At 50.7% G+C, this 14,704-nt stretch carries 15 protein-coding genes; 5 read left to right on the forward strand and 10 right to left on the reverse strand.

Annotation, left to right across the window (positions count from 1 at the left end):
• Positions 1-256: 256 nt before the first annotated feature.
• Positions 257-709, reverse strand: a complete 453-nt coding sequence (gene mioC / locus BZG13_RS13220) for an FMN-binding protein MioC (protein ID WP_069362325.1) — start codon at positions 707-709, stop codon at positions 257-259.
• A gap of 45 nt (positions 710-754) precedes the next feature.
• Here mioC and BZG13_RS15680 point away from each other — a divergent pair, with 45 nt between their 5' ends.
• The gene (locus BZG13_RS15680; RefSeq protein WP_443216359.1) at positions 755-1,033 is read left to right on the forward strand and encodes a hypothetical protein; all 279 of its coding nucleotides are present in this window, start codon (positions 755-757) and stop codon (positions 1,031-1,033) included.
• Here BZG13_RS15680 and BZG13_RS15610 read toward each other — a convergent pair.
• The 9 genes from BZG13_RS15610 to BZG13_RS13270 form a co-directional block, all read right to left on the reverse strand.
• Complete coding sequence (locus BZG13_RS15610) at positions 998-1,876, reverse strand: GGDEF domain-containing protein (protein ID WP_077486957.1); 879 nt, start codon at positions 1,874-1,876, stop codon at positions 998-1,000. The two genes, BZG13_RS15680 and BZG13_RS15610, sit on opposite strands and share 36 nt — an antisense overlap.
• Before the next feature lie 150 nt (positions 1,877-2,026).
• On the reverse strand, positions 2,027-3,391 hold the full coding sequence (mnmE, locus tag BZG13_RS13235; protein ID WP_077486958.1) for a tRNA uridine-5-carboxymethylaminomethyl(34) synthesis GTPase MnmE: 1,365 nt from the start codon (positions 3,389-3,391) through the stop codon (positions 2,027-2,029).
• 98 nt (positions 3,392-3,489) lie between these two features.
• Entirely contained in the window at positions 3,490-5,103 is a 1,614-nt protein-coding gene (yidC, locus tag BZG13_RS13240) for a membrane protein insertase YidC (RefSeq protein WP_077486959.1), read from the reverse strand.
• Positions 5,104-5,105: 2 nt separating this feature from the next.
• Positions 5,106-5,366, reverse strand: a complete 261-nt coding sequence (gene yidD / locus BZG13_RS13245; protein ID WP_077456636.1) for a membrane protein insertion efficiency factor YidD — start codon at positions 5,364-5,366, stop codon at positions 5,106-5,108.
• Entirely contained in the window at positions 5,318-5,689 is a 372-nt protein-coding gene (gene rnpA / locus BZG13_RS13250) for a ribonuclease P protein component (protein ID WP_046074850.1), read from the reverse strand. Before rnpA ends, yidD begins: the two co-directional genes overlap by 49 nt.
• Positions 5,690-5,702: 13 nt before the next feature.
• On the reverse strand, positions 5,703-5,837 hold the full coding sequence (gene rpmH / locus BZG13_RS13255; RefSeq protein ID WP_025672864.1) for a 50S ribosomal protein L34: 135 nt from the start codon (positions 5,835-5,837) through the stop codon (positions 5,703-5,705).
• 208 nt (positions 5,838-6,045) lie between these two features.
• Complete coding sequence (locus tag BZG13_RS13260; RefSeq protein ID WP_077458595.1) at positions 6,046-6,792, reverse strand: amino acid ABC transporter ATP-binding protein; 747 nt, start codon at positions 6,790-6,792, stop codon at positions 6,046-6,048.
• On the reverse strand, positions 6,789-7,460 hold the full coding sequence (locus BZG13_RS13265) for an amino acid ABC transporter permease (RefSeq protein WP_069362320.1): 672 nt from the start codon (positions 7,458-7,460) through the stop codon (positions 6,789-6,791). The genes BZG13_RS13260 and BZG13_RS13265 overlap by 4 nt, the downstream gene beginning before the upstream one ends.
• A gap of 58 nt (positions 7,461-7,518) precedes the next feature.
• The gene (locus tag BZG13_RS13270; RefSeq protein WP_077486960.1) at positions 7,519-8,271 is read right to left on the reverse strand and encodes an amino acid ABC transporter substrate-binding protein; all 753 of its coding nucleotides are present in this window, start codon (positions 8,269-8,271) and stop codon (positions 7,519-7,521) included.
• A gap of 368 nt (positions 8,272-8,639) precedes the next feature.
• On the opposite strand from BZG13_RS13270, the gene dnaA reads away from it, so the two are divergent.
• The 4 genes from dnaA to gyrB are packed head-to-tail and all read left to right on the forward strand — an operon-like array spanning position 8,640 to position 14,659.
• Positions 8,640-10,037 carry a chromosomal replication initiator protein DnaA gene (gene dnaA / locus BZG13_RS13275; RefSeq protein WP_046074846.1) on the forward strand — a complete coding sequence of 466 codons (1,398 nt, stop codon included), beginning with the start codon at positions 8,640-8,642 and terminating at the stop codon, positions 10,035-10,037.
• Positions 10,038-10,039: 2 nt separating this feature from the next.
• Positions 10,040-11,140, forward strand: a complete 1,101-nt coding sequence (gene dnaN, locus BZG13_RS13280) for a DNA polymerase III subunit beta (protein WP_077486961.1) — start codon at positions 10,040-10,042, stop codon at positions 11,138-11,140.
• A gap of 3 nt (positions 11,141-11,143) precedes the next feature.
• Positions 11,144-12,223, forward strand: a complete 1,080-nt coding sequence (gene recF / locus BZG13_RS13285) for a DNA replication/repair protein RecF (RefSeq protein WP_069362317.1) — start codon at positions 11,144-11,146, stop codon at positions 12,221-12,223.
• Between the two features lie 18 nt (positions 12,224-12,241).
• Positions 12,242-14,659, forward strand: a complete 2,418-nt coding sequence (gene gyrB, locus BZG13_RS13290) for a DNA topoisomerase (ATP-hydrolyzing) subunit B (RefSeq protein ID WP_077486962.1) — start codon at positions 12,242-12,244, stop codon at positions 14,657-14,659.
• Positions 14,660-14,704 lie beyond the last annotated feature (45 nt).

The following is a 14,704-nucleotide window of genomic DNA, read 5'->3' on the forward strand; positions in this document are numbered from 1 at the left end:
ATTAGGGAAAGGGATCTTAGTGGATAACATTAGGGAAAGGGATCTTAGTGGATAACTCAAAAAAGATCATTGAGATCAAAGATCTTACAACGATCACTTTTTGTGGGTGGCCTTGGATCCGATCCTGTATCACCTGGGATCAAAATAGGTAGTTATCCACATAGGGTAGGGAGGGTAAAAAGTATTAAATGGATAACTAAAGGAAGAACACTGGGTTATTCCTTAGTTATCCACAGTCTGGTTGGGTGTTTTTTGTTCAGTTAATCGTATGGAGAAGCGGTTCCCAGTCCGCTAACCAACGCTCAGCTTCATCTTCAGGGACCGGATGTGCTTGAATGTCGATATCAATTCGTTCGCCGATTTTGATCGCGCCTAAATCTTGCAGTAGCGCATCGGCCTTCATCCCGGCTTCACAAAAGGTGTCATAACTCGAGTCACCAATCCCCACCACGCCATAGTGAACATCACGCAGCATCGGGCGCTCGGCGAGTAATTGTTCCATCAAAGGAGCGATGCTGTCTGGAAAGTCGCCGGCGCCATGGGTTGAAGTAATAACAAGTAAGGTGCTGGCACTGAGTACATCGTCTATGATCCCTTCATTGATCACGTGAGTCTGGTGGCCTTTGGCTTGTAAAAGATCAGAGAGGTGATCGCCAACGTATTCAGCGCCGCCTAAGGTGCTACCGGTAATAATGGTGATAGTTGCCATACGTTCCTCGTCGTTAAGGTTGTCGTCCCTAGTATTTCGGCCTTATTGCAAGGAGTCAATCACCGCTTAAACCGCTTGGCTAACCGTCATTTGGCTAAGTTGGCAGACACATTGATTGCCCCCTGCTTGCTTCGCCTCCGTCATGGCTTGGCAGGCTTGGTCAATCAAGCTGATCGCTTTGGCGTTCCCGGAAAAGTGTTGAACGATGCCTATCGAGGCGGTGAATGCATGAGCACCGCCATGAAAAGTAAACGGTGTCTCTTCAATGGCGTGATGACATTTAACCGCTCATTTTGGCGCATCGGCGCAATCATTTTCTTTTAGCATGACCAAAAATTGATCGGCGTGAGTGCGGCTCAGTAGCGCATCGTGTGGTAGGTGACGATCCAGTAAGCCAGCAAGGAATTGTAAGCTTTGATCGCCAATATGGTGACCCTGTTGCATATTAAAAGACTGAAAGTGGTCAATATTAATACAAAGGATAGCGATAGGTTTATCGGTTGATGATTGGCATTCTGTGCTCAACTGGCGATAAAACTGGGTGGCATTCCAAGTTTGTGCTAAGGGCTCACGCTGAATGTACTGCCGTGCCTGCCGGTTGAGGGTGTAGAGATCATGGAGATAGAAGTCCATTAATATCACTGACAAGGCAATAAATATCAGAACGATGCTGAGGTAAATCGTTTTGCTATTTAGGCTGGAAAGATCCACCAAGGGGTCGGGCGTGGGTAACACCTGGATGGAAAACATTAAGCCGATGGCCGTCAGTGACAGCCCGTAGCGCGCCAAACGTTCATTGGGATCAAACAGCAATAACACGATAGTGGGTGAGACCAGTAACAAGAGTTCGTTTTGGCTTTGCGCCGCAAACACCCAGTAAGACATGATGAACTGCTGGGCAAAAAACATAAAAAAAAGATAGTACCGGGCGATATACCAGCGTCCTGACCACATCAACAGCCAGGTTGCCGCGTACAAAAAGGCGTAACTGACGTTATGCCAAGCCGCGATAGGGAGTTGGAAAGCAAGCCAGTACATGGTGGAGAAAATGAGCGTGCCGACCACGCAAATCACCGTGAGTAGATTGGTCATGCGGATCTGATGCCGCATCAGTTGATTATGTTCACTCAGGCCTATCGATAAGATCGGATTAAAACTTGCTAGCATACTACCTCCATCCACACCTGGTTAAAGCGTAGCTGATCATGGTGAAAACTACGTGGATAACTTAGGATCGAACAGTGAGGATAAAGGCGATCAGGCGAGGCATTACAAGGGATCCTTGGTGGAAGGATCCCGTGATCAGGTTGGGGATAATTATTTACCGATACAAAATGATGAAAAGATTTTCCCCAGCAAATCATCGGCACTGAACTCACCGGTGATGGTATTGAGATGTTGCTGAGTAAGGCGTAATTCTTCTGCTAAAATCTCGCCAGCCATATAACCTTCGAGCTGCGCTTGGCCGATGTCTAAGTGATGCGCGGCATTGGCAAGTGCGTCGAGGTGACGGCGACGCGCCATAAAACCGCCTTCACTGCCCCCCGCGTAACCCATACAAGCTTTGAGGTGCTGACGTAGTGCATCCATCCCTTCACCGGTTTTGGCACTTAAGCGGATGAGTGCGGGATCATGGGTATTATCGTGTCCCATTGGTTCGTCGGTCATATCCGCTTTATTGCGGATCACTGTCATGCCCATGGCTTCGGGTAAACGGGAGACGAAATCTGGCCAGATCTCTGCAGGGTGGATCGCGTCAGTAGTGGTGCCATCAACCATAAACAACACGCGGTCAGCTTGCGCGATTTCATCCCACGCCCGCTCGACACCAATCCGTTCGACTTCATCAGCGGTATCGCGCAGTCCGGCGGTATCAATAATGTGCAACGGCATACCGTCAATATGTATGTGCTCACGCAAGACATCCCGCGTGGTACCGGCGATATCCGTGACAATCGCGCTATCTTTCCCTGACAAGGCGTTTAATAGGCTTGATTTGCCGGCGTTGGGGCGGCCTGCGATCACCACTTTCATTCCCTCACGCATGATTGCCCCTTGGTTGGCTTCTTTACGCAGTGTGGCAAGGTGCTCGATAATATGGTTAAGGTCGCTGGCAACCTTGCCATCAGAGAGAAAGTCAATTTCTTCATCGGGAAAGTCGATCGCCGCTTCAACGTAAATACGCAGGTGAATCACTTTTTCCACCAGCGTATTCACCTGACTAGAGAAGGCGCCTTGCAGCGATTGCAAGGCCGAGCGGGCGGCCTGCTCGGAGCTGGCATCAATCAAGTCGGCAATGGCTTCAGCTTGGGCTAAATCCAGTTTGTCGTTTAAAAACGCGCGTTCGGAGAACTCTCCGGGTCGTGCGGCACGCACTCCAGAAAACGCACTGATACGCTGAATAAGCATGTCCATGATCACGGGGCCACCATGGCCTTGAAGTTCAAGCACATCCTCGCCTGTGAACGAGTGAGGGCCTTTAAAGAATAAGGCAATGCCCTGATCGATAGGTTGACCTTCCTGATCGAGAAAGGGCAAATAATCCGCACGACGTGGCACTAACTCGCGCCCCGTCATTTTTGTACCAATTTCATGGGCGAGCGGGCCAGACACGCGGACAATCCCCACGCCGCCGCGRCCTGTTGCAGTGGCTTGCGCCACAATTGTGTCGGTTTGAGCCATAATGCACACTCTTTAATTCAATGACAGGCCCGAAGGCCATAAACGACAAAAAGGCGACCGCCGGGTCGCCTTTTCATTATTACGTGACACGGCCTGAGTTACGAGCGTGAATGCAGGCCTTTTTTCTCCAACGACTTGTAAATCAAGGTCTGTTGGATAAGCGTGACTACGTTCGATACCAGCCAGTATAGAACCAGGCCAGATGGGAAGAACAAGAAGAAGAACGTAAAGACCACAGGCATAAAGGTCATGATCTTCTGCTGCATCGGATCGGTGACCGTGGTCGGGCTCATCTTCTGGATCAGGAACATGGATGCGCCCATCAACAGCGGTAGCACATAGTATGGGTCTTGTGCCGACAAGTCTTGAATCCAGCCAAAGAACGGCGCATGGCGCAATTCTACCGATTCCATCAACGCCCAGTACAAAGCAATGAAAATCGGCATTTGTAGGACAAGCGGTAAACAGCCCCCAAGTGGATTGACCTTCTCACGCTTATAGAGCTCCATCATCTCTTGGCTCATGCGCTGACGATCGTCACCGATACGCTCTTTCATCTCTTGCAGCTTAGGCTGTAGCATGCGCATCTTGGCCATTGAGGTGTACTGCGCTTTGGTCAGCGGATACATGGCACCACGGACGATGAAGGTCAGCATAATGATAGCCAGACCCCAGTTACTCACAAAGGTTTGGATGGTGGAGAGCAACCAGTGCAGCGGTTTAGCGATAAACCACAGCCAGCCGTAGTCGACCACCAAATCCAAGCTTGGTGCCACCGCGGCCATTTGTTCTTGCAGTTTAGGGCCAACCCATAAGGTGGCTGTCAGCGTCTTGCTGGTGCCAGCGGCAATGGTATCGCGAGTCTTGGTTTGGATATAACCGTATTGCGCCGTGGTACGGGTGCTCAGCACATTATTGTCCGCCCGTGGGATCCACGCGGTGGCAAAGTAGTGCTGGATCATCGCGGCCCAACCTTGGTTAAACGTCACGTTCAGGTTTTTGCTTTGCATATCATCAAAGCTGTATTTCTCGTAACGCTTGTCGTCAGTGGAGTAGGCGCTACCGCGATAGGTTGGCATGGTCAAGCTGCCGCCATCGTCCAGCAAGTTTTGTTTTAGCTGGGTATACATGGTGACACTGGCATTGTTGTCGGTTTGGTTGTTGATAGTGTGTTCAACATCCACCGCATAGCTACCACGCTCAAACACGAAGGTTTTGGTATAGGTAATGCCATCTTTCTCAACCGTCATTGGCACTCGTAAGGTGTCTCGATCGTCTGAGAGCGAGAAGTTGTTTTGCGTCACCTGGTATTGTGCGCGACCCTCAGCCGTATCGATGCCGTCCGCACCAATTAAGCCGCTTTGTGCCACAAAGGTATGATCAGGTTTGCTGTGCAACAGCGTGAAGGCATTGTCAGAATCCAGCTCGGCATCATATTGCGGGAGCTCGGCGTGGACAACATCACCGCCTTGCGTATCAATTTTCAGTGTTAAAACGTCAGTGTTGATGGTGACAAGCTTGTCAGAGACAGGCTGTGCATCAAGAGACGTGGTATCACCGTCATTGCTGCTTGGCACGTCACTGTGAGTGGTTTGCTGCTGCTCAACGCCCTGTCCCTGCGGTTGCGGGGAATCTGGTTTGTTCCATTCCATGTAGAGCATGAAAGAAACGAACAATAGGGCAATCAACAGGATATTGCGTTGGGAATCCATTGTTAATTGTCTCTGTTATGGTGGTCGCAAGGCGGTACAGGATCGTAGCCGCCATCATTCAAAGGGTGGCATTTTAATAGACGTTTGCCTGCCAACCAACACCCTTTTATCACACCATGGGATTGAATCGCCATGATGGCGTAGTGAGAGCAGGTTGGTGTAAACCGGCATCGTGGTCCAATTAATGGACTGATGACCAGTTGGTATCCCCGAATCAGCGCGATGAGCGCTTTTTGCGCGGCGGTCGCGACAAACGTTGCCATAACTTGTCCAATTCGTCTCGTAGCGCTTGATTGCTCAGATTGTTGGCACTTTTTTTCGCGATCACCACAAAGTCTTTCGCCGGCAGTTGATGTTGACGTAAACGAAAGCTTTCGCGGACCACACGTTTAAAGCGGTTGCGATCAACAGCAAGTTTGATTTGCTTTTTCGGTACAGCTTGACCGAGACGTGGATGGCCGAGTGGATTATTTCTGGCGAGTATAGTTAAGTGCGGCGAACCTGCGCGATGCGGTTGCTGGAAGACGGCACTGAAATGTTCGGGAGTTAGCAGACGTAACTCCCGAGGATAAGCGAGCTTATTCACAAATCACTGCGGATTATTTAGAAAGCTGCTTGCGGCCTTTCGCACGGCGAGCGGCAATGACCTTACGGCCGTTCTTAGTCGCCATGCGCGCACGGAAACCGTGAGTGCGCTTACGCTTTAGAACTGAAGGTTGAAAAGTGCGTTTCATGGTTTCTACCTTTATTACTGATCAGTGTTAGGTTTGTTAACCCGACGTGGGAGGGTAGCACTAGGCTTGTCTCCGACGCCTCTCAACAAAGAGGGCGGATTGTAGCCATTGACTAACGATTAGTCAATCACTAACCGACGCCACTCCGGGCGGTGAATTATAAGCGCTTAGGCACAGATCGCAAGGATCGATCCCAAGCGATCGGCGACTAGGGGGTGATCCCGACTTGATTCAAAAACTTATGCAAACGAGGATCGTCGCATTGGTTAAATAACCAATTCGGTGTCCCTTGGGCAATAATGTGGCCGTCGTTCATAAAGACCACCCGATCCGCCACATCGCGAGCAAACTGCATCTCATGGGTGACCACCAGCATGGTTTGGTGGCGAGTCGCGAGCTTTTTCATCAATGCCAAGACTTCGCCAACCCATTCTGGATCCAGGGCAGACGTGGGTTCATCAAACAGCAGCAGCTCAGCCTCCAGCGCCATCGCCCGGCCGATGCCAACCCGTTGCTGTTGTCCACCGGATAAAGAGGCCGGGTAATGATCTCCTTTATCGCCAAGGCCAATATCATCGAGGATTTGCTGGGCACGCTCACGGGCTTTGTCTTTCGCCCATCCCTTAACGGTGCGTAGCCCTTCGGCAATGTTGTCACGGGCATTGAGGTGAGCAAATAACGCATAATTTTGGAAAACAAAGCCGGTTTGACGCCGCAACGCCAGAATATCCTGCTTACGGGTGGCCATGTTGCCGCTATCAACGCCTTGTTCCCCGATTTTGATGATCCCTTGCTCGGCGCGCTCGAGAAAGTTAATGCAACGCAACAAGGTGGACTTGCCGGTGCCGCTAGGGCCAATAATGCAAACTATTTCGCCTCGGTCGATAGTGAGGTCGATGCCGTCAAGCACCGCTACCCCTTGATAGATTTTTTTTAGCTTTTCTATCTTTATCATCGTTGATACGCCTTATTAAGGTGTGCCTCTGCCCAGTATTGAACGCGCGTTAATGCTACGACCACCGCCCAATAGATGAGTGCCACCGCTAAGTAAGCTTCAAAGAACTTGAAGCTGGATGACGCTTCCATTTGCGCCTGTGCCATGATTTCCGCAACCCCGAGAGTAAAGGCGAGTGACGTGGCTTTAATCATATCGATAAAGTAGTTCATCAAGGATGGCAGGGCGATACGCACCGCTTGCGGCAAGATGATACGTTGCATCGCTTGGCGGGTGGTCATGCCCACCGCCAGACTGGCTTCCATCTGACTACGATCCACGCCGGTAATGGCGGCGCGGATTGACTCGGCCATATAGGCAGAAAAGTGCAGGCTGATACCGATGACAGCGGCGGTAAAGGCTTCCATCCCTACCAAGGCGGGGATCACCTGAGGGAGACCATAATAAAGCAAAAATAGCTGCACCAATAACGGCGTGCCGCGGAAGAAGCTAATAAAAACTTGCGCTAAGCCATTGAGTAAAGGAATGCGAAACACGCGGATCAGTGCAATCGCCACGGCGAGGGCGAGCGCGAAGATGAGGCCCAGTACAGCCATCTCCATGGTGATCCCCAAATAACGCAGTAGCAGGGGAAACAAGGAGGCCATGTAATCAAAATCGAACGCCATGATTGACCTTTAAACAAAAAAGCCCGCCAACGCGGGCTTATTAAATGAAAGTAAACACTTACTTTTTAGTGATATCGCCACCAAACCATTTGGTTGAGATATCCGCCAAGGTGCCGTCTTCACGCATCGCGCTTAGCGCAGCATTGACTTCATCACGTAAGCGTTGACCACGCTCTGAGTCGACAAACGGCCATGCATTGGCAATGGTTTCAAAAGGTTGTCCTGCTAATTGTAGGGGCAGACCTGACTCTTTGATCAATTGTAGTGCGGAGAGGCGATCCATAATAAAGGCGTCGGCACGGCCCAGGGCCACATCGTGTTCAATCCCGGTTTCATAGGTTTTGATGTTGATGTCATCAGCGGCTGAATGTTCACGTAGTAGCTGCTCAAAGTTCGAGCCTAAGTTAACGGCCACGGTTTTGCCTTTCAGATCGGCGACCGCGTTAATGGCATCATTGCCTTTACGAACCGTGATTTGTGCGCCGTCCACCACATACGGGTCAGTGAACAGGTACTTCGCCTGGCGCTCATCGGTGATGGTGATTTGGTTTGAAATCGTATCGATACGGCCGGTTTGTAACAGACCAAACAGTCCTGAGAAGTTAGCGGTGACATACTCAACATCGTAGTCGTTGCGCGCGCCAATCTCGTCCCACAAATCAACCTCAAAGCCTTGCAGCTGGTCTTGTTTAACAAAGGTAAACGGAAAGTAGCGGCCAGACATGCCCACTTTTACTGTTTCAGAAGCAAAGGCGGGGGCAGTGAGAATCATGCTCACGCTGAGCAAGGCGTTGATGAACCATTTAGTCATGAAAAGCTCCGTAGTAACCACATCGATATTGATAAGGTGCGTAATATAGAGGGTGGCAGTGGCTCGCGAGAAATACCTTCTTGTTATGAGTCATAACTTATGCACCGCATTTTTCGCGTAAAACAGGGGATAATCCCGATATTGCTCAAGATTATGCACAAGGAAAGAACAGGATCATTGGCCAATCTGATCCTGTTCTTGTGAGTAAAACATGGGTTTGCTGTGGCGATCTCGCGTATTTCTGTGGGATCTATGTGAATAACTCGGATCTTATTCACTGATTTCGGGATCGTGTGGGTAGCGATCTGGACGCGACAGGAGTACCATTAAAGTCTTTCTCTTTTCGGTACAACTGCGTGGAGTCAAACGTGTCATCATCGCTTTGGTTGCAGTGTCTTGAACGTCTTCAAGATGATTTACCTGCGACAGAATTCAGTATGTGGGTACGGCCACTTCAGGCCGAGCTCAATGACAATACGTTGACCCTCTTTGCCCCAAACCGTTTTGTGCTTGATTGGGTGCGAGATAAGTATCTGCATCAAATTAATCAATTGCTGAACGAGTTTTGTGGTGTCGACGTACCCATGCTGCGCTTTGAGGTGGGGAGCAAACCGGTTGCCGCGACGCCGCAAGCGGCACCTGCCGGTCCTGCCGCTGCGCCCGCGCCGCAACAAGCCGCGCCTGCGCCGCCGCAAGGACGCGTGTGGGAGCCTGCCCCGTCGCCGGTGCAATCGGATGTTAATCATCGCTCCAACGTCAACCCCAAACACAAGTTCAATAACTTTGTTGAGGGTAAATCTAACCAGTTAGCCTTGGCGGCCGCGCGTCAGGTCTCAGATAATCCGGGTGCTGCCTACAACCCGCTTTTTCTGTATGGCGGCACGGGTTTAGGTAAAACGCACTTATTGCATGCGGTGGGGAATGCCATTTCTGACCGCAAAGCGGATGCGCGTGTGGTGTACATGCACTCAGAGCGCTTTGTGCAAGATATGGTCAAAGCGCTACAAAACAACGCGATTGAAGAATTTAAGCGTTATTACCGTAGTGTCGATGCATTGTTGATCGATGATATTCAATTTTTTGCCAACAAAGAACGCTCACAAGAAGAATTCTTCCATACCTTTAATGCGTTGCTCGAGGGTAACCAGCAGATCATTCTCACCTCCGACCGCTATCCTAAAGAGATAAACGGGGTCGAGGATCGCTTAAAATCGCGATTTGGTTGGGGCCTGACCGTGGCGATTGAGCCGCCTGAGCTGGAAACCCGCGTGGCGATTTTGATGAAAAAAGCGGAAGACCATGCCATTCGTTTACCTGATGAGGTGGCTTTCTTTATCGCAAAGCGTCTGCGCTCAAACGTGCGTGAACTGGAAGGGGCGCTTAACCGGGTGATCGCTAATGCCAACTTTACCGGGCGAGCGATCACCATCGATTTCGTGCGTGAAGCCCTGCGCGATCTGCTCGCCTTGCAAGAAAAATTGGTCACCATCGATAATATCCAGAAAACCGTGGCTGAATATTATAAAATCAAGATGGCAGACTTGTTATCCAAGCGTCGGTCTCGCTCGGTGGCGCGACCTCGACAGATGGCGATGGCGTTAGCGAAAGAGCTGACTAACCACAGCTTACCGGAAATTGGTGATGCATTTGGCGGTCGTGACCACACTACAGTACTGCATGCTTGTCGTAAGATTGAGCAACTGCGTGAAGAAAGTCACGACATTAAAGAAGATTACTCTAACCTGATTCGAACATTGTCGTCCTAATTATGAAATTTACTCTTACGCGTGAGCAATTACTTCAACCGCTTCAGCAAGTCTCTGGGGCGTTAGGCGGGCGTAGCACCTTGCCGATTTTAAGTAACCTATTAATTGAAGTGGCGGAGCAGCAACTTAAGCTGACGGCGACCGATATGGAGGTTGAGCTCAATGCCACCGCGCCGCTAGACAGTGAGCATCTTGATGGCGCTATCACTGTGCCCTCGCGTAAGTTTATGGATATCATCAAAGGCTTACATAGCGAAGCCCGTATCACAGTGGCGCAAGAAGGCGACCGCGTGGTGGTGCGCGCAGGGCGAAGCCGCTTTACCTTATCGACCTTACCGGCTTCAGATTATCCCAACATCGAAGACTGGCATGCCGAAGTGAGCTTACAAGTGCCGCAAAGCAAGCTGGATCATCTGATTGACGCCACCCAGTTTTCGATGGCAAATCAAGATGTGCGCTATTACCTTAATGGGCTTTTGTTCGAAACGGACGGGCACACATTGCGTACGGTCGGGACGGACGGCCACCGGATGGCGGTATGCCATTTGTCCATGGAAGAGGGGTTGCCCGCACAACAAGTGATTGTGCCACGTAAAGGCGTCAGTGAGTTGGCGCGTTTGCTCGATGACAGCGAGCACCCGGTGAATATCCAAATTGGCGCGTCCAATATTCGTGCGGTGGTGGGTAACGTGACTTTTACCTCTAAATTGGTGGATGGGCGTTTCCCTGACTATCGCCGTGTGTTGCCGCAATCAACCTCTCGTACGTTGGAAGTCAATTGCGCGGAGTTAAAGCAAGCGCTGTCATTGGCGGCGGTATTATCGAACGAGAAATTTCGCGGCGTACGAATGAATATTGAAGAGAGCGAGCTGCGTATCTCTGCCAATAACCCCGAGCAAGAAGAAGCGGAAGAGTTTTTGGAAGTCGACTATCAAGGTGAGCCAATTGAAATCGGTTTTAATGTCAGTTACGTGCTCGATGTGCTCAATGTTTTACGTTGTGACAAGGTGCGGTTTTCGATGACAGACGCGGTGGGCAGTACCTTGATTGAGGACTGCGATCGCGAAGACGCCATGTATGTTGTGATGCCAATTCGCCTCTAGGTTATGGCGCTATCACGACTGGTCGTTCACGACTTTCGAAATATTGAAGCCTGCGATATTGCATTGTCGTCAGGCTTTAACTTTTTAATTGGCCCCAATGGCAGTGGTAAAACCAGTGTCTTGGAAGCCATTCACTTTCTCGGTCATGGGCGCTCTTTTCGCAGCGCGCTTAATAGCCGAGTGATACGTCATCAACAACCTCATCTTACGGTACATGGTCGCGTAAAAACGCAAGATGGGATCTTGCTTCCGGTCGGGATTCAAAAGCGCCGAGATGGCAGTGCAGATGTTAAAATTGGTCAAGAAAAAGGGCAAAAGCTGGTGGCCCTGGCCAAAGTGCTGCCATTGCAATTGATCACCCCGGAAGGGTTCGAGTTGTTAACCGATGGCCCCAAGTTTCGTCGTGCGTTTATCGATTGGGGGGTGTTTCATTCTGAGCCAGGATTTTTTGAAGCGTGGACGCGCGTAAAACGCCTGACGAAGCAACGCAACGCCGCGTTGAAAACAGCGCGCCACTATGGCGATATCCAAGTATGGGATACGGAACTAGCACGCCTTGCCGAGCAAATCAGCGCATGGCGTCAAGCATACGTTGATGCGGTGGCCGCGCGAGCGACCGCATTGTGCCAAGCCTTTCTCCCCGAGTTCTCGATTCAGTTTCGCTTTTACCAAGGATGGGAGCGAGGTGCCGACTATCAGGCATTGTTGGCGGCGAACTTTGAGCGCGACCAGCAGATGGGATACACGGTGTCAGGCCCGCATAAAGCCGACTTGCGTATCAAGGTGGCAGGTACCCCAGTCGATGATGTGCTATCGCGCGGCCAGTTAAAACTCATGGTATGTGCACTTCGGCTTGCACAAGGCCAGTTATATAGCGAGGAGCAAGGTATTGCTTGTATCTACTTAATCGATGACTTTGCTTCCGAATTAGACAGTCGCCGGCGAGCACTCTTGGCCAGTGAGCTGACCCGTATCGGGGCTCAGGTTTTTGTTAGCGCCATTAGTGCCGATCAAGTCGCGGAAATTTGCGACGAAAATAGTAAGATGTTTCATGTGGAACATGGCAAAATTAACGCAGGATAAATAAGCGAGAGTAACTCAATGTCCAACGAATACGATTCATCGAGTATCAAGGTACTGAAGGGCTTGGATGCCGTGCGTAAGCGTCCGGGAATGTATATCGGCGATACCGACGATGGTACCGGCCTGCACCACATGGTGTTTGAGGTGGTCGATAACTCGATCGATGAAGCACTGGCCGGACATTGTAATGATATCGTGGCGACCATCCACGAAGATGGCTCGGTATCGGTTCGCGACGATGGTCGTGGTATTCCGGTCGRTATTCATGAGGAAGAAGGTGTATCGGCTGCACAAGTGATCATGACCGTCCTTCACGCCGGCGGTAAGTTTGATGACAACTCTTACAAAGTATCTGGCGGCCTTCACGGGGTGGGGGTGTCGGTGGTCAACGCCTTGTCAGAAAAACTCGAGTTGACCATTTGGCGTAATGGCCATKTTCACCAGCTTAACTTTGCTCACGGTGAGCCGTTGGGGCCGTTGGCTGAAATGGGGGAGACCGAACAAACCGGTACTCGTATTCGTTTCTGGCCAAGTGAAGAGACGTTCTCTGATATTAACTTTAACTATGACGTGCTTGCCAAGCGCTTGCGTGAGTTGTCTTTCCTTAATTCGGGTGTCTCCATTAAGCTGATTGACGAGCGCGAAGAAGACAAAGCGGATCACTTTAGATACGAAGGCGGGATCCGCGCGTTTGTTGAACACCTCAACAACAAGAAGACCTCCATCCACCCATCAGTCTTCCACTTTGAACACACCCGTGAAGACGGAGTGAGTGTCGAAGTGGCGATGCAGTGGAATGATGGCTATCAAGAGAATATCTATTGCTTTACCAACAATATTCCGCAGCGCGATGGCGGTACGCACCTGGCCGGCTTCCGCGCGGCATTGACGCGCACGCTCAACAGCTTCATGGATAAAGAAGGCTACTCTAAAAAGGCCAAAGCCGCGACGTCTGGCGATGATGCCCGTGAAGGCTTGACCGCAGTGGTCTCAGTGAAAGTACCCGATCCTAAGTTTTCCAGCCAGACCAAAGACAAGTTGGTGTCATCAGAAGTGAAGTCGGCGGTCGAATCCGCCATGAGCAGCCACTTATCAGACTTTCTGATTGAGCATCCGGCTGATGCGAAAGTGGTATGTACCAAGATCATTGACGCGGCCCGAGCGCGTGATGCGGCACGCAAAGCACGTGAAATGACGCGTCGTAAAGGCGCGTTGGATTTAGCTGGCCTTCCCGGCAAGCTTGCCGACTGCCAAGAAAAAGATCCGGCGTTATCCGAACTCTACATTGTGGAGGGTGACTCGGCGGGCGGCTCAGCCAAGCAAGGGCGCAACCGTAAGAACCAAGCGATTTTGCCTTTGAAAGGTAAGATCCTCAACGTCGAGAAAGCCCGGTTTGATAAGATGTTGTCCTCGCAAGAAGTGGCGACACTGATCACGGCAATGGGGTGCGGGATTGGCCGCGAAGAGTACGATCCGGATAAATTGCGTTACCACAGCATTATTATCATGACCGATGCGGATGTCGACGGCTCGCATATTCGTACCTTGCTGCTGACCTTCTTCTATCGCCAAATGCCAGAGTTGATTGAGCGTGGCTACATCTATATTGCTCAGCCACCGCTTTATAAAGTGAAAAAGGGCAAGCAAGAGCAATACATCAAAGATGATGAGGCGATGGAGCAGTATCAGGTGGCATTGGCGTTGGAAAACGCGTCATTGTTCGTGAACCCAGATGCGCCAGCGATGCACGGCGAGTCACTCGAGAAGTTGGTGAAAGAGTACAACGGTGTACTCAAGCTGATCCAGCGTATGAAGCGTCGCTATCCCGCCGCGCTGCTTAATGAGCTACTTTATCAACCTCGCTTGTCAGTCGACGACCTACGCGACGAGTGGGCCGCTAAGCAATGGGTAGAAAACATCGTTGAGATTTTGAATCGTAAGTCGACGGGAGAAAGCCAGTATCAGGCATCGTGCCGACTCGATGAAGAGCACCAAGTATGGGTACCAGAGCTGGTGGTGCGGACTCATGGTGTTGATTACAAGTACTTGGTGAGCTATGACTTCCTGAACTCGAAAGAGTACGGTCGAATCGCCAGCTTGTCAGAGACCTTGAATGATCTCTTGGATGAAGGGGCGTATGTCAAACGCGGTGAGCGTACCCAAGCGGTAGAGAGCTTTGAGCAAGCGCTCAACTGGTTGATTAAAGAGTCAACCCGTGGGGTATCTCGTCAGCGCTACAAAGGTTTGGGAGAGATGAACCCAGAGCAGCTTTGGGAAACCACCATGGATCCAGAGGGCCGTCGTATGATGCAGGTGACGATTCAGGATGCGGTTGCCGCAGATGAGCTGTTTACCACCTTGATGGGTGATCAAGTTGAGCCACGCCGTGCCTTTATCGAGAATAATGCACTGAAAGTAGAAAACCTCGATGTTTAATTGATAAACCAACTGTTTATCAACAAGTAAGGCCAGCATTGCTGG

This window comes from Salinivibrio sp. ML323 (genome assembly GCF_001995745.1).
GTDB classification, from domain to species: Bacteria; Pseudomonadota; Gammaproteobacteria; order Enterobacterales; family Vibrionaceae; genus Salinivibrio; species Salinivibrio kushneri.

Excerpts from the sequence above, each read along its gene's own strand:
- BZG13_RS13270 (WP_077486960.1), bottom strand. The coding sequence starts at position 8,271 with ATGACTAAATGGTTCATCAACGCCTTGCTCAGCGTGAGCATGATTCTC.
- yidC (WP_077486959.1), bottom strand. The coding sequence starts at position 5,103 with ATGGATTCCCAACGCAATATCCTGTTGATTGCCCTATTGTTCGTTTCT.
- recF (WP_069362317.1), top strand. The coding sequence starts at position 11,144 with ATGGCGCTATCACGACTGGTCGTTCACGACTTTCGAAATATTGAAGCC.
- dnaN (WP_077486961.1), top strand. The coding sequence starts at position 10,040 with ATGAAATTTACTCTTACGCGTGAGCAATTACTTCAACCGCTTCAGCAA.
- BZG13_RS13260 (WP_077458595.1), bottom strand. The coding sequence starts at position 6,792 with ATGATAAAGATAGAAAAGCTAAAAAAAATCTATCAAGGGGTAGCGGTG.
- yidD (WP_077456636.1), bottom strand. The coding sequence starts at position 5,366 with ATGGCAACGTTTGTCGCGACCGCCGCGCAAAAAGCGCTCATCGCGCTG.
- mioC (WP_069362325.1), bottom strand. The coding sequence starts at position 709 with ATGGCAACTATCACCATTATTACCGGTAGCACCTTAGGCGGCGCTGAA.
- BZG13_RS13265 (WP_069362320.1), bottom strand. The coding sequence starts at position 7,460 with ATGGCGTTCGATTTTGATTACATGGCCTCCTTGTTTCCCCTGCTACTG.
- rpmH (WP_025672864.1), bottom strand. The coding sequence starts at position 5,837 with ATGAAACGCACTTTTCAACCTTCAGTTCTAAAGCGTAAGCGCACTCAC.
- BZG13_RS15610 (WP_077486957.1), bottom strand. The coding sequence starts at position 1,876 with ATGCTAGCAAGTTTTAATCCGATCTTATCGATAGGCCTGAGTGAACAT.